Here is an 18,636-nt window from a genome sequence, read left to right on the forward strand (position 1 = left end):
GGTTCCGCGCGACCGACGACGGCTGCCGCAGGCTCAGCTTGGACTGGACAACGCCGCCTTGTGGCGGAACTGGCACAGGTCCCGCACCACGCACAGCCCGCAGTCCGGCTTCTGCGCCTTGCAGACATAGCGCCCATGCAGGATCAGCCAGTGGTGGGCGTCCATCAGGAACTCGGCCGGCACGCGCTTCATCAGGGCGTCCTCGACCACACGCACGTCCTTGCCCGGCGCCAGGCCGGTCCGGTTGGCGACCCGGAAGATATGGGTATCGACCGCCATCGCCGGCTGCCGGAACCAGGTGTTCAGCACCACATTGGCGGTTTTGCGCCCCACCCCCGGCAGCGCTTCGAGGAATTCACGGTCGCCGGGCACCTCGCCGCCGTGGCGTTCGAGCAGCAGCCGGCAGGTGGCGATTGTATTGGCGGCCTTGGCCTTGTACAGGCCGATGGTCGAGATCCGCTCGCGTAGGCCGTCCTCGCCGAGATCCAGCAGGGCCTGCGGGGTGTTGGCGATCGGGAAGAGCTTGCGGGTGGCCTTGTTGACGCTGACGTCGGTGGCCTGCGCCGAGAGCAGCACCGCGATCAGCAGCTCGAAGGCGCTGCTGTATTCGAGCTCGGTCTTGGGTTCGGGGTTGAGCTCGCGCAGGCGGCGGAAGAACTCGAAGCGCGCTGTCGGCGCCATCGGCCGGCTGGGTGGGGTCTCGGCGGTCTTGGGCAGAGCCGGCTTCTTCGCGGCTTTCGTCACCATCTTGGTTTTGCCCGCGCGGGTTGATGTCTTCTTCGAGTTGGGCGCGCGGTGCTTCGCGTTCTTGGGGGGCAGAGTCATGGGCGGTCGGGGCGTGGGGCGAGTGCGGAGCTCACGGTGGGCCAGGGCCCACCCTATGCGTCAGCGCGGCCGGGCGCTCGGCGAATGAGGATGCGGTTGAGGGTCAGGCGAGCGAAGCCGGCATCGGGAACAGGGGCGAGCGTGGAGCTCATGGTGGGCCGGGGCCCACCCTATGAGCGGTCGGGGATATCGGAACCTATCGTCGGTTGAGCGAGGCCTGGCGGGCGGCGATCAGCAGGCCGAGCAGGACGAAGGCGCCGGGCGGCAGCGCAGCGATGAGGAAGCGGTGGCTGCTGAAGTCCAGTTCCAGCCGGGGCAGGCCGAGCAGGCGGCCGGCGTCGGCGAACAGGCTGCCCTGGCCGATGCCCTCGCGCAGCAGGCCGAGAATCAGCAGCACGCCCAAGAACCCGAGTCCCATGGCGAATCCATCGAGGGCGGCGCGGGCGGGATCGGTGCGGCTGGCCAGTGCTTCGGCGCGGCCCAGGATGGCGCAGTTGGTGACGATCAGCGGCAGGAAGATGCCCAGCACCGCGTGCAGGGCCGGCAGGAAGGCGTGCATGGCCAGTTCGATCGAAGTCACCACCGCGGCGATGACCATCACGAAGGCGGGGATGCGCACTTCCGCGGAAGTGAGCCGGCGGATCAGCGCGATCGCAGTGTTGGTCGCGGTCAGTGCCAGAAGCGTCGCAAGACCGAGGCCGAGGGCGTTGACTGCGGTGCTGCTGACCGCCAGCAGCGGGCACAGGCCCAGCAGCTGGACCAGGCCGACGTTCTGGCTCCACAGGCCGGCTTCGAGCGTGGCGGCGGCTTCGGCGCGGTCGGGCAGGGTGAAGGGTGACGAGTCCAGCGGCACGGCACTCATGGACCCAAACGGCACGGAAGGCGCTGTGGCCTGCGCGGGAGCGCTGGCTACGGGCGCTGTGCCCAGGGCCGCGATGGATGTTGCCCTTGTCGACGCAGTCGCCGTCGAAACGGTCCCGGCATCTGAGCCTCCGGCGTCAGTCGCGCGCATCTGGGGCATCCTCGAAGTGCAGGCGTGCGCCGGGCTCGGCGGCCCAGATCGCCTCGCCATGGCGCTGCAGGAAAGCGAGCGTGCGGCCCAGGCCGCGGGCGATCGCGCGCGGGGTGAGGGTGGCGCCGCTGAAACTGTCGAAGTCGCCACCCTCGCGGCGCACGGTCCAGCGCGGCAGCGGCGTGTCGCCAAGGCTGCGACCGTTGTAGCTCTCGATCCAGTCGCTGCGCTCGCGCTCGATGGGGTCGCCGAGCCCCGGCGTTTCCGCATGGCGGGTGACGCGCGCGGCGATCACGGTACCCGCAGCGTCCACGCCCAGCAGCAGTTCGATGTCGCCGCTGTAGCCCTCGGGGGCGGTGGTTTCCATGGCCAGCGCGCTGGGCCTGTCGCCCAAACGCCCGCGCCAGATCCGCGCCGGCGCTTCGCGGCCCAGCCACTGCGGCGCGCGCACCCAGACCGAATCGGCGATCGGGTCGTTGTTGTAGCGCGTCGGCGGCAGCACGACAGCGAGTGCTGCGCGTTCGGCGGCGGCGCGGGCGTTCTCGATGCGCTCGCGAGTCAGGCGTTCGACCACGCTCAGCGCGCCGATCGCGATCAGCGCGCAGGCGCCCAGCAGCAGGGCCGCGCGACGCAGGCCGGCGCCGCTCATCGTGGCGCTCCATAGACCCGTGGCCGGGTATGGCGGTCAATGAAGGGCGCAGCGCAGTTCATCAGCAGCACGGCAAACGCGATCGCATCGGGATAGCTGCCCCAACGGCGGATGGCGAGCGTCAGCACGCCGACACCGGCGCCGAAAATCAAGCGACCGCGCGGGGTGCTGCAGCCTGAGACCGGGTCGGTGACGATGAAGAAGGCCGCCAGCACCAGCGCGCCCGAGAACACGTGCTGCAGCGGAAACGGATGCACGTCGGGCTCCATCGCCCAGAACGGCAGGCTGAGCAGGATCACGCTGCCCAGGGTTGCCACCGGCGTCTGCCAGGGGATTTTGCGGCGGATCAGCAGCCACAGCCCGCCCAGTGCGAAGAAGTTGGCCACCCACTCCCAGCCGCGGCCGCCGAAATCGCCGAAGCGCGGATCGCTGCGGATCTCGACCAGGGTCTGACCTTGCAAGGAGAGCTGGCGCACGGTGTCCAGCGGCGTGGCCATGCTGATCGCGTCCCAGCCGGCGGCCGGCGTGGACCCGCGGAAAATGATCTGCAGGCTTTCAATCAGGCCGGGGGCCTCGGCGGCCAGGCCGCGCGGCGCCAGCCACTGGCTGAGTTCCAGCGGAAAGCTGACCAGCACCACGGCATAGCCGGCCATGGCCGGATTGAACAGGTTGTAGCCCAGCCCGCCATAAGCGTGTTTGGCCAGGCCAATTCCCACCGCCATGCCCAGCGCCGACACCCACCAGGGCGCCAGTGGCGGTAGGCAGAGCGCGAACAGCACGGCCGCGAGTGCGGCGCTGCCGTCGCCCAGGAAGGGCGCAAGCGCGCGCCCGCGCAGCTTCAGGCAGACGGCTTCGACAACCAGCGCGAACGACACCGCCAGCGCGATCTGCACCAGCAGGCCGGGGCCGAAAAAGTAGACATGGGCCAGCACGCCGGGGACCAGGGCGACCAGCACTTCGAGCATCAGCGCGCGCACGCTGCCGCGCGCTGGCAGGTGCGGGGCGGGCGCGGTGTCGAAGGTCTTCACGGCGCCTCGTCCTCGCGCGCCGACTCGGCGGACTTGCCCGCGCTGCGCGCCTTGGCCTTGGCAATCGCGGCCGCGATCGCGGCCCGGCTGGCGGCCTGCTTGCCGGCCTCGGCGCGACGTGCGGCGAGTTCCTGCTTCTCGCGCTCCAAGCGCACTGCGCGGGCCTCGTAGCGCGCGCGCGCTTGATGCGCGTCGATGGCTTTGCGACGGGCCAGCTTCAGTCGCGTCTTGCCCGAGCGGAAGCCCTGCACCAGGGGAATGTGCGAAGGGCAGGCCAGGTCGCAGAGCCCGCATTCGATGCAGGCCTCCAAGCCCAGCTGCGCGGCGTCTTCGATGTCCTCCGAGCGAAGACTCTCATGCAGCAGCTGCGGCAGCAGGCGCGGCGGGCAGACCTCGGCGCAGTCGCCGCAGCGGATGCAGGGCAGGGCGGCTTCGACCGGACGCGCGCTCGCGCTGTCCAGCACCAGCACGCAGGTGCTGGCTTTGACGATGGGAAAGCCGTCGTCCGGCAGGCTGACGCCCATCATTCCGCCTCCCATGACCAGGCGTTGTGCACGCTCGGTGTAGCCGCCGCTGGCCGCGACCAGATCGGCGATCGACGTGCCCAGGGCCACCCGCCAGTTGGCGGGCTCGACCACGCCGGGGCCAGTGACGCTGACGATCCGCTCGACCAGGGCCTCGCCGTGCACCACCGCGCGCCAGGCGGCTGCTGCCGTGCCGACGTTGTGGACGACGATGCCGAGGTCTTGCGGCAGGCCGCCGATGGGCACCTCGCGGCCGGTCAGCACCTCGATCAGCTGGCGCTCGCCGCCCTGCGGGTAGCGGGTCGGCACTTCGACAAGCTGCAGTGTGTCGACGTTGATGCGGGTCAGCGCCGCCATCAGCGCCTCGCGCGCCGGCGCCATGCTGTCCTCGATGGCGACCAGCACGCGCTGCGCCCCCAGCACATGCCGCAGCAGCAGGCCGCCGCGCAGCACCTCTTCGGCGCGTTCGGCCAGCAGACGCTCATCGCAGGCGATGTAGGGCTCGCATTCGGCGCCGTTCAGGATCAGGGTGTCGCACGCCTGCATGAGTTTGTCGGCGGTCGGAAACACGGCGCCGCCCAGGCCCGCCACACCGGCTTCGACGAGGCGTGCGCGCAGCTCGGCCGGACCGCGTTCGGGCCAGTCTTCGATGGGCGCGAAGGGCAGGGCGTCGAAGGGTGAATCCGCGTCAACGCGCAGGACAAGGGCGAGATCGATGTCGCCGGGCGCATGCGGCAGGCCGCGTGGCTCGATGGCTTCGATCACGCCCGCCGTGGGCGCATTCAGGCACGCGCCGCCGCTGTCCTCGGGCCGTGCCAGCACCTCGAAGCGATGCACGCGCTGGCCGGCCACCACGCAGGGCGCGAGCCGGCCACGTGCGTGCATGCGCAGCGGCAGGCACAGGCGCGCAGGCAGCGGGGCTGTGCGGATCGGCTCGATCGGCAGCCGGCCCTTGCGGCCGTCCAGCGGCAGCCCACCGTGGAAGCGGTAGAGCTGCGCCATGGCTTAGGCGTCGCGCGCCCAGCCCAGCCGCTGGCCGACCCGCACCGGATTCTCGGGGAACAGGCCGTCGTCGAGCTCGAAGCCCTGCTTCGGCAGGCAGACGATCACGGTCGAACCCATGTTGAAGCGCGCCATCTCGGCGAAGCGTTCGAGCGTGATGTTCCTGTCACGCAGGTCACGGCGGACGATGCCCGAGCCGTAGGGCGGAATCTCGACCCCGCCCCAGACCGTTTCCACGCCAGACACCAGCATGGCGCCGACCATCACCACCGCCATCGGCCCGCGATCGGTCTCGAAGCGGCAGACCAGGCGCTCGTTGCGCGCGAACAGACGCGGAATGCCGGCCACCGCGAAGGGCGCGACGCTGAACAGTCGGCCCGGGATGTGCACGGTTTCGATCAACCGCCCGGTCCAGGGCATGTGGGCGCGGTGGTAGTCGCGCGGCGACAGGTAGACGGTGATGAACCAGCCATCGGCAAACGGAGCGGCGGCCTCATCGCTGCCCAGCAGCTCGGCGGCGGTGAAGCTCTGGCCCTTGGCCTGGAAGATCCGTCCGCGCTCGATCCGGCCAAGCTGGCTGATGCGGCCGTCAGCGGGCATCAGCAGGCTGTCGGCGGCCGGGTCGGGCTGGCGCGCGCCGGCTTTCAGGCGTCGGGTGAAGAAGGCATTGAAGTGCGGGTAGTCGTCGAGATTGGCCGAGTCGGCCTCGTCCCAATTCACCGCAAAGCGCGTGCTGATCTGGCGGATCAGGAAGTTCTTCCAGGCGCGGATGCGCACGCGCGTCGCCCACATCACCAGGCGCGACAGAAAGCGATGGGGCAGCAGGTACTGCAGCAGCAGGGAGGGCGACATCCGCTCAGCTCCCGGCGACGCGATGCGCGGCCAGCGCGCGCAGGTCGGCAGCGATCTTGGCCGGATCCAGCGGCGGTCGCACCAGACCCACTTGCAGGCCCTCGGGATTGATGATCGCCACGGAGGCGCTGTGGTCGACCGTGTAGCCGCCTTCCTCCAGCGGGCTCTGCATGTAGACCATGCCGAGGCTGCGGGTGAAGGGCTGCAGGGCGCTGTGGTCTGCGGTCACGCCGCGGGCGGTCGGGTCGAAGTACTTGGCGTAGTCGCCGGCCAGCTTGGGGCTGTCGCGCTCGGGGTCGACGCTGACGAAGACGATCTGCGGACGATCGATCTCGGGCAGGTCTTCCATCGCCTTGCGCGCCTTGGCGAGGTCGGCCAGCGTGGTCGGGCAGATGTCCGGGCAGTGGGTGAAGCCGATGAAGACCAGGCTCCAGCGCCCCTTGAGGTCGGCGAGTGTGAAGGCGCGGCCGTCCTCGGCGGTCAGGCTGAAGTCGGGGATTTCTTTGAACTGCGGATACAGCAGGCTGTTCTGCATCTGCGGCAGGTCGGCAGGTGCGAAGAAGCGCTGGCCGGCGTAGAGGCCGACGCCGGCGGCGAGCGCGGCGATCAGCACGGCGAGGACGGGCAGCTTGCCGCTGCTGGCGGGGGCGGACGTATTCATGGGGCCGAAGTATACGGCGGGGCCGATGGCGCCCGGATTCGGAAGCACCGAACGGAGGCGATGACTGCAGGCGAAAGCTCGCCTTGTGGACGTCTCATCACGCAGGCTTCGCAAAAGCTGCATCGGCGCTTCATCGGCCTGCGCGCACCCTGCGCGCCCCTCACACAGGTCAAGGCTCCCATGCAGGGCACCTACGAGACGCCGCTGGTCGTGCTGTCCGTTTTCATCGCTGCGCTGGCCAGCTATGTGGCCATCGAGTTCGCCGGGCGCGTGGACGGCGTCGCCGGGCGTCGTCGCGGCTGGCTGTTGGCCGGTGCCTTGGCCATGGGCAGCGGCATCTGGTCCATGCATTTCGTCGGCATGACGGCGTTCGAGCTGCCGGTGGCGATCAGCTTCGACCTGGGCATCACCGTGCTGTCCTGGGTCGCTGCGGTCGCCGTGTCGGCGCTGGCCCTGGTGCTGGTGACCGGCAGCGGACTCAATCGCGCGCGCATCGCCTACGGTGCATTGGCCATGGGCGCGGGCATCTGCCTCATGCACTACGGTGGGATGTGGGCCATGCGCATGGAGCCGGGCATCGGCTACGACCCCGTCTGGTTCACGGTCTCGGTCCTGATCGCCGTATCGGCCTCGGCAGCGGCGCTGTTCGTGGTTGCCCAGCTCAAGGTGGTGGCGAGCTGGCGCGACATCGGCCTGCGCCTGGGCGCCGCCGGCATCATGGGGCTGGCCGTGGCCGGCATGCACTACAGCGGCATGGCGGCGGCGCGCTTCGATGCCAACGCCTTCTGCGCCAGCTCGAACGCACTCAGCGCCGAATTCATGAGCACGCCGGTGGTGATCCTGAGCCTCCTCGGTCTGGCCATCGCAATCGCTTTTGCGGTGGCCGACGCGCGCGAGGTCCTGCGGCGCGAGCGTGAAGCCCGGGCCGAGGCTGCACGGGTCAAGGACCTGGCTTTCATCGACGGGATCACCGGGCTGGCGAACCGCCCGCGCCTCGGCCAGTGGGTGACGGCCCGGCTCGCGCGCGGCGCGCGCTTCAGCCTGCTCAGCATCGGCATCGAGGCCGGCTCGGGCCGTGGCGACGAGGATCTCAAGACGCTGGCCTTGGCGCTCCAGCGCGGCCTCAGGAACATCGGACCGCTGGCCCGCAGCGGCAGCGAGCAGCTCACCTTGGTGCTGGACACGGACGACACCGCGGCGCTGCTGACCTGGAGTCGGTCCGAACTCATGCCGCTTCTGGCGCCTCTGTCAGCCGCCGGGCTGGGCTTCGAGTTCGGCCTCGCGATCGCGCCCGCCGACGGCGGCAATGCGCAGATGCTGCTGCTGCGCGCGGGCGCACGCGCAGGATCGCTGGAGTGGCTGATCGAGCAGGCCGCCGAGGCAGACGGCCTGGGCGCTGCCGCTTGAGCCGGCTTGTGCCCGGGCGGGACCCATCCGGCCGCCCGGGCTGAGCAGGGGGTAGCCGCTATACTTCGCGGCCGTTCTCCCGTCGCCGTGACCCATGCCCGCCGAACTCCGCAGCCTCATCGACTTCATCCGCTATGGCGCGACGCGCTTTGGCCAGGCGGGCCTCACCTTCGGCCACAGCTACGACAACGCGCTGGACGAAGCGACGCAGCTGGTGCTGCACGCCCTGCATCTGCCGCACGACCTGTCCCCGGCCTACGGCGCCGCACGCCTGACCGCGGAAGAGCGCGATCTGGTCCTGAGCCTGTTCGAACGGCGCATCCGCGAGCGCATCCCCGCCTGCTACATCACCGGCGAGGCCTGGTTCGCGCAGCTGGCCTTCAAGACCGACCCGCGTGCCCTGGTGCCACGCTCGCCGATCGCCGAGCTGATCGAGGCCGGCTTCGAGCCCTGGCTGGGCGGCCGCTGGGTGCAGCGCGCGCTCGACCTCTGCACGGGCTCGGGCTGCATCGGCATCGCCACCGCTGTGCACAACCCGGAGTGGCAGGTCGACCTGGTCGACATCAGTGAGGACGCACTGGATCTGGCGCGCGAGAACATCGCCCGCTTCGACGTCGGCGATCGCGTGCGCGCGATCCGCAGCGACCTGTTTGCCGGGCTGGCAGGTGAGCAGTACGACCTGATCGTCAGCAACCCGCCGTATGTCACCCACGCCGAGGTCGACGCGCTGCCGGCCGAGTACGCGCACGAGCCCGAGCTGGGTCTGCGCGCCGGTGACGATGGCCTGGACCTCGCGCTGAAGATCCTGCGCGACGCGCCCGAGCACCTCACCGAGAACGGTCTGCTGATCGTCGAAGTGGGCGAGAGCGAACGCGCGCTCGTGCACCTGCTGCCCGAAGTGCCTTTCGCCTGGGTCGAGTTCAAGGTAGGACAGATGGGCGTTTTCGTGGTCGAGCGCGGCGACCTCGTGGCCCACGCCGCTACGATCAAGGCGCTGGCGGACGCGCGTTGAGGCGTTCGGTTTCCGTGAGCTCATAGGGTGGGCTCTGGCCCACCGGAGCATGACGCTGCTTTGGCGCCGCTGGTTTTTGCTTTCGAAAGCTGCCGGCGCTGTGCCTGAAATTGCCTCGGGCGTGCAGTCGCACAGTGCGTTGGAGGCATCGGCATTCAGACGCCTCCCTTCACCGAGGCGCGTTCGCGGCCACGGTGGGCCAGGGCCCACCCGATTTGCGCGCGATGCCCGCCAAGTACACGAGTCGTGGGTCAACACCCACCTGATGGGATAGCGATGTCGCACAACACCTTCGGCCATCTTCTGCGCGTCACCACTTTCGGCGAGAGCCATGGCCCCGCGATCGGCTGCGTCATTGACGGACTGCCGCCCGGCATCGCGATCGCGCCCGAGGACTTCCGCCACGACATCGAGCGCCGCGCCACCGGCAAGTCCCGCCACACCTCGCAGCGACGCGAGGCTGACGAGGTGGAGATCCTGTCCGGCGTGTTCGAAGGCGTCACCACCGGCACTTCGCTGGCGCTCTTGATCCGCAATGTCGATGCCCGCAGCAAGGACTACGGCAACCTGGTCGACGTGTTCCGGCCGGCGCATGCCGACTACACCTACCTGCAGAAGTACGGCGTTCGCGATCACCGCGGCGGCGGCCGCTCCTCGGCGCGCGAGACCACCGTGCGCGTCGCGGCCGGCGTGATCGCCAAGAAGTGGCTGGCCGAACGCTTCGGCGTGCGCGTGCGCGGCTATGTCTCGAAGCTCGGCCCGCACCTGCCGGCCAAGCTCGACTGGGACGCGGTCGAGGGCAATCCCTTCTTCTGGCCCGATGCCGAGCACGTGCCGACGCTGGAGGCCTACATGGACGCCCTGCGCAAGGCCGGCGATTCGGTCGGCGCGCGCGTCACCGTCGTGGCCGAAGGCGTGCCCCCCGGCTGGGGCGCGCCGCTGTACGCCAAGCTCGATGCAGAGCTGGCCTCTGCGCTGATGGGCATCAATGCGGTCAAGGGTGTGGAGATTGGCGACGGCATGGCGGTGGCCGGACAGCTCGGCACCGAGCATCGCGATGAGATGACGCCCGAAGGATTTCTCAGCAACCACGCCGGCGGTGTGCTCGGCGGCATCAGCACGGGTCAGGACCTGATCTGCCATCTGGCGCTGAAGCCCACTTCCAGCCTTCGCCTGCCGGGCCGCAGTGTGGATCGCCACGGCAACGCTGCTGAGGTCGTGACCCACGGCCGCCACGATCCCTGCGTGGGCATCCGCGCCACACCGATCGCCGAGGCCATGGTGGCTCTGGTGCTGATGGACCAGGCCCTGCTGCATCGCGCCCAGTGCGGCGATGTCGAGGCCCCGCCGCGGGTGCCCGGGCAGGTCGGGGAGCCGCCGCACTGACTTGCCCGATCGGGCGCGTGATTCGCCCGTGAATCGCCCGCCCGCGACATGAACATCTGTCAGCGCAGCGCGTGCTGCGTTGCATCAGCTGCGGCGCACGCTAGAGTGCGCGGCCTGCGACTCCCACCCCCGAGCACGGAAACCCTCGATGTCCAAGAGCCTGAAGATCGCGATGGTCGGCGCCACCGGCGCCGTAGGTGAGACCCTTCTGGAGATCCTGGCCGAGCGCAAATTTCCCTTCACCGAGCTGATTCCACTGGCCTCCGAGCGCTCTGCGGGCGACCTGGTCCGCTGCGGTGAGCGCAGCTACACCGTGCGTGATCTCGCGAACTTCGACTTCGCCGGCGTCGACATCGCCTTCTTCTCCGCCGGTGGCAGCGTGTCTGCCGAGCACGCGCCGCGCGCCGCGGCGGCGGGTGCCGTGGTGATCGACAACACCTCGCACTTCAGGCGCGATGCCGACGTGCCGCTAGTGGTCAGCGAAGTCAATCCGGAAGCGATCAGAAACCGCCCGCGCGGCATCATCGCCAATCCGAACTGCTCGACCATGCAGATGCTGGTGGCCCTGGCGCCGATCCATCGCAGCTACGGCATCACCCGCATCAACGTCGCGACCTATCAATCCGTGTCAGGGGCAGGGCGCTCGGCGCTGGAGGAGCTCGGCAAGCAAACGGCGGCGCTGCTGGCCTTCCAGGACCCGAATCCGCAGCGTTTCCCGGTGCAGATCGCTTTCAACCTGATCCCGCACATCGACGACTTTCTCGACAACGGCTACACCAAGGAAGAAATGAAGCTGGTGTGGGAAACCCGCAAGATCCTCGGCGACGACAGCATCGAGGTGAACCCGACCGCCGTCCGTGTGCCGGTGTTTTTCGGTCATTCCGAGGCGGTACACATCGAAACCCGCGAGAAGGTCACGGCCGAAGCGGCGCGTGCGCTGCTGGAACAGAGCCCGGGCGTGGTGGTGGTGGACGAGCGCGCCAAGGGCGGCTACCCGACGCCGGTGACGCACGCGGCGGGCAAGGATCCGGTCTTTGTCGGCCGCATCCGCGAGGACATCAGTCACCCGCGCGGCCTCGACCTCTGGATCGTCGCCGACAACATCCGCAAGGGAGCTGCGCTCAACGCCGTGCAGATCGCCGAGCTGCTGCTGGCCGAACGGGGCTGATGCCTGGCTTCCAAGGGCGGGTGCGGCACCTTGTCGCCGCACCAATGTCACGAAATGTGATTGCGTTCACCCTCGGGTCCGTGCCTGCGCTCGCAGGTGCGGCCTTAATTGTTGGTGAAATGTCACCGTTGACCTATAGTTAGCGCGCCGTTGTCATGTCGTTTCTAGGATTGGTCCGTTCAGCCGGAGTACGGTCGGGGCGGATCAGGGGTGCGCGGAGGGGCCCGGTTCGGGTCGTGCGCAGCCCAAAGCGGCCAACACCAGACATCCGCCGCGGATGGGGGACAGAGTTCAATGAACAAGATGCTCAGATTGCCGGTGGCGCTCGCTTTCGCGCTCGGTGCCTCCAATGCCTTTGCGCTCGGCCTGGGCCAGGTGCAGGTGAAGTCCAGCCTGAATCAGCCGCTGCTGGCGGAGATTCCCGTGCTGGAGAATGCGCCCGGTGAGGCCGCGGACCTGCAGGTCCGCCTGGCGTCGTCCGAGGCCTTCGCCCGCATCGGGCTCGAACGCCCCAGTGCTTCGCTGCTGACCTCGCTCAGCTTCGAGATCGTGCAGGGCGAGGGCGGCAAGACGGTCATCCGGATCAGCACGCCCAACCGCGTCAGCGATCCCTTCGTCAGCCTGCTGATCGAGGCTGAATGGGCCCGCGGCAAGCTGCTGCGTGAATACACCCTGCTGCTGGATCCGCCGCTGGCCGTGCCCTCTCGCGCGAATCCGTCGCAGACCCAGGCTTTGCCGCAGGGCGATGTCCGCCCGGCGCCGTCCGAGTCGCTGGCCACGCCGCCGCCCTTGGCGGCGGCGGGCACGGCGGCCGCTGCCGCGCCGACCTATGCGCCAGGCGAGAGTTACGGCCCGGTCAACTCCGGCGACTCGCTGTGGAAGATCGCCAGCCAGTCGATCCCCGACGGCTCGGTCAACATCAACCAGATGATGGTGGCGATCCAGCGCGCCAACCCCGAGGCCTTCGTTGGCGGCAACATGAACCGTCTGCGCACCGGCGCGGTGCTGCGTATCCCCTCGCGCGAGGAGATCGCCGCGGTGGGGGCGCGTGAAGCCTCGCAGCTGGTGCGCGAGCAGACCAGCGGCGACACCGCCCTACAGCCGATCGAGACCGATCGCACGCCTGTGGCGGCGGCCTCCACCCAGACTCCGCGCGCGGATTCGCGGCTGGCGATCGTTCCGCCGCGCGGCGAGCAACCCGCCTCGGCGGCGCAGACCGGGGCCGTCGCAGGTGGCGATGGCAGCGAGTTGCGTGCCGATCTGGCGCGTGCCCGCGAACAGAGCGAAGCCCTGAGCCAGGAGAACCGCGAGCTGAAGTCGCGGGTGGAGCAGCTGGAAAAGATGCGCGGCGACAGCGAGCGCCTGCTTGAGTTGCGCAGCAGCGAGCTGCGGGCGCTGCAGCAGCGACTGGCCGAAATCGAAGCGCAGCAGGCTGCCGCCGGCGCTACCGAGGCCGCTGCCACGCCCGCGGTCGAAGCTCCGGCAGCCGAACCTGCGGCCACCGAACCTGCGGCCAGCGAGTTGGCCGCGCCGGCTATCGATGAGGTTCCGCCGACCGCGCCAGCCTCCGAGGCGTCGGCGAGTGCCGCTGACTCCGCCGAAGCCGCGGCGCCGGCGACCGAAACCGAAACCGCGCCCATCGAAGAGCCCGCTGCGCCAGCCGCGCCGCCGGTGACCGAGCCGGCCGCCAGCGAGACCCCGGCGCCCGCCGAGACCCTGCCGCCGCGCCCGCCGCGCCAGGAGTGGTACGAGAATCCGCTGGTGCTGGGCGGTGGCGGTGCCTTGGTGATCGGCCTGCTGGCCCTTCTCGGCCTGCGCGGGCGCGGCAAGAAGAAGGCGGCCGCAGCGGCTGCGGCTGCGCCCTCTCGCTTCGAAGGTGCCGATTTCGGCATGCCTGGCGCCAGCGCCAGCGCGGCGACCGGCTTCGAGGAGCACGAGGACGAGGAAGAGCGCGAACTGCTCGACCGCGTGGCCGAACAGCCCGACGACCTGGAGCGCCACATCGACCTGGTCCGCCACTACTTCGGCATCAACGACGCCGCCCGCTTCGAGGGTGCGGTCGAGGCCATGTACGCCCAGGTCTACGATCCGGACGACGCCAACTGGCAGCTGGCCCTGCAGATGGGCCGCGAGATGCTGCCCGACCACCCGCTGTTCATGGAACTGCCCTCGCAGGACGCGCCGGTCAGCGGCTGGGAGCCCGCCCCCGCAGCCAGCCCCGAGCCTTCTGCCTACGACACCTCGGGCTACCGCGCCGACAACGGCTTTGCCAGCACGGTGCAGGCCACGGCGGATGAGCCCGAGTTCCGCATCGATCTGTCGGAGCCGGAACTGGTCGTGCCGGAGATCGAGCGTCCCAACCTGACCCAGCCCGAGGCGCCGCTGGAGTTCGAGTTCGATTCGACGCCCGCCAAGACGGCACCTGCACCCGCGCCGGTGCCGCCGCCCGTGGCCTCGCCGATCCAGGACGATGCTGGACTGAGTGCAGACGCGATCGAAGCGGCGGCGACCAAGCTCGAGCTGGCCCGTGCCTACCTCGACATGGGCGATGTCGAGGGCGCCCGCGGCATGCTGGAGGAGGTCACCCAGGAAGGCACGGCGGAACAGCGGCAGGATGCGCGCCGACTGCTCGACGAAATCCGCTGATCGCTCCCAGACTGTGATCGAACAAGGGCCGGCTCGCCGGCCCTTGTTCGTTTTCCGGCCCGTGAACGCGCAGATGTGACCGATCCCCGTTACTTTTGCGCGCTCAGCGCACGCGAGCTGCCCGGCTTTGAATCCCCAATCCCCAATCCCCAATCCCGAAGCGCCACCCACCACCCGCTACGCCGCGGCCGTGGAGTACGACGGCGGCGCCTTTCTGGGCTGGCAGCGTCTGTCGCACGGACGCACCGTGCAGGCGGCGGTCGAAGAGGCCCTGAGCTATGTCTGCGACTCGCCGGTCGAGGTCACCTGCGCGGGCCGCACCGACAGTGGTGTGCACGGCCGTGGCCAGATCATCCACTTCGACATCGCCGCCGAGCGCAGCCCGCGCGCCCTGATGATGGGCAGCACCTCGCGCCTGCCGCCGGCCGCGGCCCTGCTCTGGGTGCAGCCGGTAGCGAGCGACTTCCACGCGCGCTACTCGGCCCTGGCGCGGCGCTACCGCTACCGCATCCTCAACCGCCCAGTGCGGCCGGCGCTGGATCGCCAGCAGGCGGCGTGGGAGCGCCTGCCGCTGGATGCCGAGGCCATGCACCGCGCGGCCCAGGCCCTGGTGGGCGAGCACGATTTCAGCGCCTTCCGCACCGCCGCCTGCCAGGCCAAGCATCCGAATCGCCACCTGCATCGCATCGAGGTCGTGCGGTCAGGCCAGTGGGTGGAGATCCGAGTGCAGGCCAACGCCTTCCTGCACCACATGGTGCGCAACATCGTCGGCAGCCTGCTGCCTATCGGTCGCGGCGAGCGGCCCGAGGACTGGTTGGGCGAGCTGCTCGCCGGCCGCGATCGCAGCGTCGCCGGGCCCACCGCTGTGCCGCAGGGGCTGGTATTCGAGGGCCCGCTCTATCCGGCGCGCTTCGCGCTACCGCCAGAATTCACATGGTCGGATCTGTCCTGACACACACCTTGGATGCGCGCTGTTGACGTGCCGGGCTGCGCGATGTCGCACACTACGCGCCTGATGACGGTTTCGATCCACCAGCGCACGCGAATCAAGTTCTGCGGCATGAAACGCGCCGCCGACATCCGCGCCGCGGTGCAGCTGGGCGTCGATGCGATCGGTCTGATTGTCGTACCGGGTACCCGGCGTGGACTTGCGATCGAAGAGGCTGCGGTGCTGCGGCGCGAAGTGCCTGCGCTGGCGAGCGCCGTGCTGCTGCTGATGGATGCCGAGCCCGATTTCGCGCGCGCCGCGGTGGAGGCGGTGCAGCCCGACCTGCTGCAGTTCCACGGCGCTGAAGCGCCCGCGTTCTGCGCGAGTCTGGGGCGGCCCTGGATCAAGGCGGTGCCGATGGGTGGCAACGAGGATCCGTTGGCCTACCAGCGCCGCTATGCGGGGGCGGCCGGGTTCGTGTTCGACAGCCACGGCGCGGGCGCGCAGGGCGGCAGTGGGCATGCCTTCGACTGGGCGAGGCTGCCGGCGGAGCGCCTGGCACCGCTGCTGCTGGCGGGTGGATTGAAGCCGGAAAACGTGTTCGAGGCCGTGTGCGCGGTGCGCCCGCATGCGGTCGATGTATCCAGTGGCATCGAGGATGCGCCGGGCGAGAAAAGCCTCGCGCGCATGCAGGCATTTGTAAGCGAGGTGGAACGTGCAGACCGCGGCCAAGCGAGTTGAAACCATCGAAGTCAGCGACTTCTCCCAGTACCCCGACGCCCGCGGCCACTTCGGCCAGTTCGGCGGCAGCTTCGTCAGCGAGACCCTGATCGAGCCCCTGCGCGAGCTGGAAGCCGCCTACGAACGCTACCGCAAGGATCCCGAGTTCATCGCCGAGCTCGAGTACGACCTCAAGCACTACGTCGGCCGGCCTTCGCCGATCTATTTCGCCGAGCGCCTGACCGCGCAGGTCGGCGGCGCGAAGATCCTGCTGAAGCGCGAGGACCTGAACCACACCGGCGCGCACAAGATCAACAACACCATCGGCCAGGCCATGCTGGCCAAGCGCATGGGCAAGACCCGGATCATCGCCGAGACCGGCGCCGGCCAGCACGGTGTGGCTTCAGCGACCGTCGCCGCGCGGCTGGGCCTGAAGTGCGTGGTCTACATGGGCGCCACCGACATCGAGCGCCAGGCCATCAACGTGTTCCGCATGAAGCTGCTGGGCGCGGAGGTGGTCGGCGTGACTTCGGGCTCCAAGACCCTGAAGGACGCGCTCAACGAGGCGATGCGCGACTGGGTCACCAACGTGCACGACACCTTCTACATCATCGGCACCGTCGCCGGCCCCAGCCCGTACCCGCGGATGGTCCGCGACTTCAACGCCGTGGTCGGCCGCGAATCGCGCGCGCAGATGCTGGAGCAGTACGGCCGCCTGCCGGATGCGCTCGTCGCCTGCGTCGGCGGCGGCAGCAATGCCATCGGCCTGTTCCATCCCTTCCTCAACGACCGTGAAGTCAAGATCTTCGGCGCCGAAGCCGCCGGCGACGGCATCGAGACCGGCCGCCACTCCGCCTCGCTGGCCGCGGGCCGCCCCGGCGTGCTGCACGGCAACCGTACGTATCTGCTCTGCGACGACGACGGCCAGATCATCGAGACCCACTCGATCTCGGCCGGACTCGACTACCCCGGCGTCGGCCCCGAGCACGCCTTCCTCAAGGACAGCGGCCGCGCTGAGTACGAGGGCATCACCGACAGCGAGTGCATGGAGGCCTTCCACCTGCTGGCCCGCACCGAAGGCATCCTCGCTGCGCTTGAGTCCAGCCACGCAATCGCGCTGGCCATCAAGAAGGCGAAGCAGATGCCCAAGGACGCGCTGATCCTCTGCAACCTCTCCGGGCGCGGTGACAAGGACATGTACACGATTGCCAAGCGGGAGGGCATTTCGTTGTGATGCCGGGATTGGGGATTCGGGATTCGGGATTCGCAAGAGCAAGAGCTGTCTTCCCTCGCTGCGTAGCTAGTCGTCACACATCAACGCGAAGCTCTTCTCTCCTCTCCCACGAGGGGAGAGGGGCTCGACTCGAACCATCGAGTTTCGATTTAGGAACGGCATCCGAGCGAATGCGCGAGGCGCCCATCCCGGTGTTCGAAAGCCCGCTCTTCTGCGAATCCCGAATCCCCAATCCCGGCTCCGCACCACTCGCCCTCTCACTGAATCCGACCATTCCCATGGCTAACCGCATCGACACCTGTCTCGACCAGCTCGCCGCCGCCCAGCGCACCGGCCTGATTCCCTTCATCACCGCCGGTGATCCCTCCGACGCCGCCACTGTGCCGGTGATGCACGCGCTGGTGCGCGCGGGCGCGGACGTGATCGAGCTGGGCGTGCCCTTCTCGGACCCGATGGCCGATGGCCCGGTGATCCAGCAGAGCAGCGAGCGCGCGCTGGCACGCAAGGTCGGTCTGCGGCGGGTGCTGGCGATGGTCGCCGAGTTCCGCCAGCAGGATGCGGACACGCCCATCGTGCTGATGGGCTATCTCAATCCGGTCGAGATGTTCGGGCTGGAGGCCTTCGCGAAGGCCGCCCGTGAGGCCGGGGTCGACGGCGTGCTGCTGGTGGATTGCCCGCCCGAGGAGTCGGCGCCGGTGCGTGCCGCGCTGAATGCCGAGAACCTTGCCCTGGTGCCGCTGGCGGCACCCACCAGTGCCGGCGAGCGCCTCGCCACGCTGGCGCAGAGCGCGCAGGGCTACCTGTACTACGTGTCCTTCGCTGGCGTGACCGGCGCCGGCAAGCTCGACACCGCCGAGGTCAAGGGCAAGGTCGCGGCCATCCGCGCGCTCACGACGAATCGGATCGCGGTCGGCTTCGGCGTCCGCGATGCCGACAGCGCGCGCGCCATCGCCGAGTTCGCCGACGCCGTGGTGATCGGCAGTGCCTTGGTCAGTACGCTCGCCGAAGCCGTGGACACCGCCGACGCCTGCGCGCGCGCCGAAGCCTTCCTCAAGCCGATCCGCGCTGCGCTGGGCTGAGGGCGGTCCTGCGGATCGCGAGGCCACGGCGGGCTCGCGATCCGCGGCCCTTGTCGTCACGCAAGCAGGCGCCGCCGCGAGTGCGGCCTGCGCTGTGCCGCGGTTCAGCTCTTCGGCTCGTCGGTAAAGCGCCCGATCGCGCAGCTGACGAAGGACTTGGCGCCAGCGCTGAGCGCGGCCAGGCCTTCGACGCTGCCCTGTTCCGGGTAGCCCAGCTTGAGCAGCCGGGCGGCGATCTCGGCACGCAGGCCCAGCGGCGCATCCACGCTCAGGTGACCACTCTCGACATCGAGACGCGCGGCGCTGACGCCCTCGATGTCGAGCACCGCGCGGCGGATGCTGTTGCCGCAGCCGCCGCATTTGACGTTCATCAGAGCGAATTCGAGGCTCATGGGATCTCCCGCGCCGGCGATCGTGCCGACGCTGCAGACGCAGGAGTCTGCGCGAGCGCCCGTCTCGTTGCCTTGATCCGGGGCAAATGCCAGCGATCTCGACGAAGGTCC

17 protein-coding genes are annotated in these 18,636 nt (G+C 69.4%); 9 read left to right on the forward strand and 8 right to left on the reverse strand.

Annotated features, from left to right (window positions below; genetic code table 11):
- Window positions 1–33: 33 nt before the first annotated feature.
- The 7 genes from nth to BLP83_RS02920 all read right to left on the reverse strand — a co-directional run bounded on the left by nth (window position 34) and on the right by BLP83_RS02920 (window position 6,553).
- Window positions 34–681 carry an endonuclease III gene (gene nth, locus BLP83_RS02885; RefSeq protein WP_091238592.1) on the reverse strand — a complete coding sequence of 216 codons (648 nt, stop codon included), beginning with the start codon at window positions 679–681 and terminating at the stop codon, window positions 34–36.
- Between the two features lie 340 nt (window positions 682–1,021).
- The gene (gene rsxE / locus BLP83_RS02895; RefSeq protein ID WP_091238598.1) at window positions 1,022–1,687 is read right to left on the reverse strand and encodes an electron transport complex subunit RsxE; all 666 of its coding nucleotides are present in this window, start codon (window positions 1,685–1,687) and stop codon (window positions 1,022–1,024) included.
- A gap of 136 nt (window positions 1,688–1,823) precedes the next feature.
- The gene (gene rsxG, locus BLP83_RS02900) at window positions 1,824–2,486 is read right to left on the reverse strand and encodes an electron transport complex subunit RsxG (RefSeq protein ID WP_091238601.1); all 663 of its coding nucleotides are present in this window, start codon (window positions 2,484–2,486) and stop codon (window positions 1,824–1,826) included.
- Entirely contained in the window at window positions 2,483–3,514 is a 1,032-nt protein-coding gene (locus BLP83_RS02905; protein ID WP_091238605.1) for an RnfABCDGE type electron transport complex subunit D, read from the reverse strand. Before BLP83_RS02905 ends, rsxG begins: the two co-directional genes overlap by 4 nt.
- The gene (rsxC, locus tag BLP83_RS02910) at window positions 3,511–5,040 is read right to left on the reverse strand and encodes an electron transport complex subunit RsxC (protein ID WP_091238608.1); all 1,530 of its coding nucleotides are present in this window, start codon (window positions 5,038–5,040) and stop codon (window positions 3,511–3,513) included. Before rsxC ends, BLP83_RS02905 begins: the two co-directional genes overlap by 4 nt.
- A 3-nt stretch (window positions 5,041–5,043) precedes the next feature.
- Window positions 5,044–5,892, reverse strand: coding sequence for an archaetidylserine decarboxylase (asd, locus tag BLP83_RS02915; RefSeq protein ID WP_091238611.1), 849 nt, complete (start codon window positions 5,890–5,892; stop codon window positions 5,044–5,046).
- A 4-nt stretch (window positions 5,893–5,896) separates the two neighbouring features.
- Window positions 5,897–6,553 (reverse strand): SCO family protein, encoded by a 657-nt coding sequence (locus BLP83_RS02920; RefSeq protein ID WP_091238614.1) that lies wholly within the window; start codon window positions 6,551–6,553, stop codon window positions 5,897–5,899.
- Between the two features lie 180 nt (window positions 6,554–6,733).
- Here BLP83_RS02920 and BLP83_RS02925 point away from each other — a divergent pair, with 180 nt between their 5' ends.
- The 9 genes from BLP83_RS02925 to trpA all read left to right on the forward strand — a co-directional run bounded on the left by BLP83_RS02925 (window position 6,734) and on the right by trpA (window position 18,133).
- Entirely contained in the window at window positions 6,734–7,960 is a 1,227-nt protein-coding gene (locus BLP83_RS02925; protein ID WP_176763983.1) for an MHYT domain-containing protein, read from the forward strand.
- Between the two features lie 94 nt (window positions 7,961–8,054).
- Entirely contained in the window at window positions 8,055–8,972 is a 918-nt protein-coding gene (gene prmB / locus BLP83_RS02930; RefSeq protein WP_091238618.1) for a 50S ribosomal protein L3 N(5)-glutamine methyltransferase, read from the forward strand.
- Window positions 8,973–9,248: 276 nt separating this feature from the next.
- On the forward strand, window positions 9,249–10,358 hold the full coding sequence (aroC, locus tag BLP83_RS02935) for a chorismate synthase (protein WP_091238621.1): 1,110 nt from the start codon (window positions 9,249–9,251) through the stop codon (window positions 10,356–10,358).
- A 148-nt stretch (window positions 10,359–10,506) separates the two neighbouring features.
- Window positions 10,507–11,526 carry an aspartate-semialdehyde dehydrogenase gene (locus tag BLP83_RS02940; RefSeq protein ID WP_091238623.1) on the forward strand — a complete coding sequence of 340 codons (1,020 nt, stop codon included), beginning with the start codon at window positions 10,507–10,509 and terminating at the stop codon, window positions 11,524–11,526.
- A 294-nt stretch (window positions 11,527–11,820) separates the two neighbouring features.
- The gene (locus BLP83_RS02945; protein WP_091238626.1) at window positions 11,821–14,172 is read left to right on the forward strand and encodes a motility hub landmark protein FimV; all 2,352 of its coding nucleotides are present in this window, start codon (window positions 11,821–11,823) and stop codon (window positions 14,170–14,172) included.
- A 127-nt stretch (window positions 14,173–14,299) separates the two neighbouring features.
- Window positions 14,300–15,124 carry a tRNA pseudouridine(38-40) synthase TruA gene (gene truA, locus BLP83_RS02950; RefSeq protein ID WP_425388954.1) on the forward strand — a complete coding sequence of 275 codons (825 nt, stop codon included), beginning with the start codon at window positions 14,300–14,302 and terminating at the stop codon, window positions 15,122–15,124.
- A 42-nt stretch (window positions 15,125–15,166) separates the two neighbouring features.
- Window positions 15,167–15,841: a phosphoribosylanthranilate isomerase gene (locus BLP83_RS02955; RefSeq protein WP_245679936.1), complete on the forward strand. Its 675-nt coding sequence runs from the start codon at window positions 15,167–15,169 to the stop codon at window positions 15,839–15,841.
- Between the two features lie 4 nt (window positions 15,842–15,845).
- Window positions 15,846–17,054: a tryptophan synthase subunit beta gene (trpB, locus tag BLP83_RS02960; RefSeq protein WP_091239430.1), complete on the forward strand. Its 1,209-nt coding sequence runs from the start codon at window positions 15,846–15,848 to the stop codon at window positions 17,052–17,054.
- 278 nt (window positions 17,055–17,332) lie between these two features.
- A complete protein-coding gene (gene trpA, locus BLP83_RS02965) occupies window positions 17,333–18,133 on the forward strand; it encodes a tryptophan synthase subunit alpha (RefSeq protein WP_091239433.1) in 801 nt (266 codons plus the stop codon).
- A 104-nt stretch (window positions 18,134–18,237) separates the two neighbouring features.
- On the opposite strand, the gene BLP83_RS02970 is transcribed toward trpA, so the two are convergent.
- Window positions 18,238–18,525, reverse strand: coding sequence for a heavy-metal-associated domain-containing protein (locus tag BLP83_RS02970; RefSeq protein WP_091238628.1), 288 nt, complete (start codon window positions 18,523–18,525; stop codon window positions 18,238–18,240).
- Window positions 18,526–18,636 lie beyond the last annotated feature (111 nt).

Origin of the sequence: Aquimonas voraii (genome assembly GCF_900101825.1) — a bacterium.
Lineage (GTDB): Bacteria > Pseudomonadota > Gammaproteobacteria > Xanthomonadales > Xanthomonadaceae > Aquimonas > Aquimonas voraii.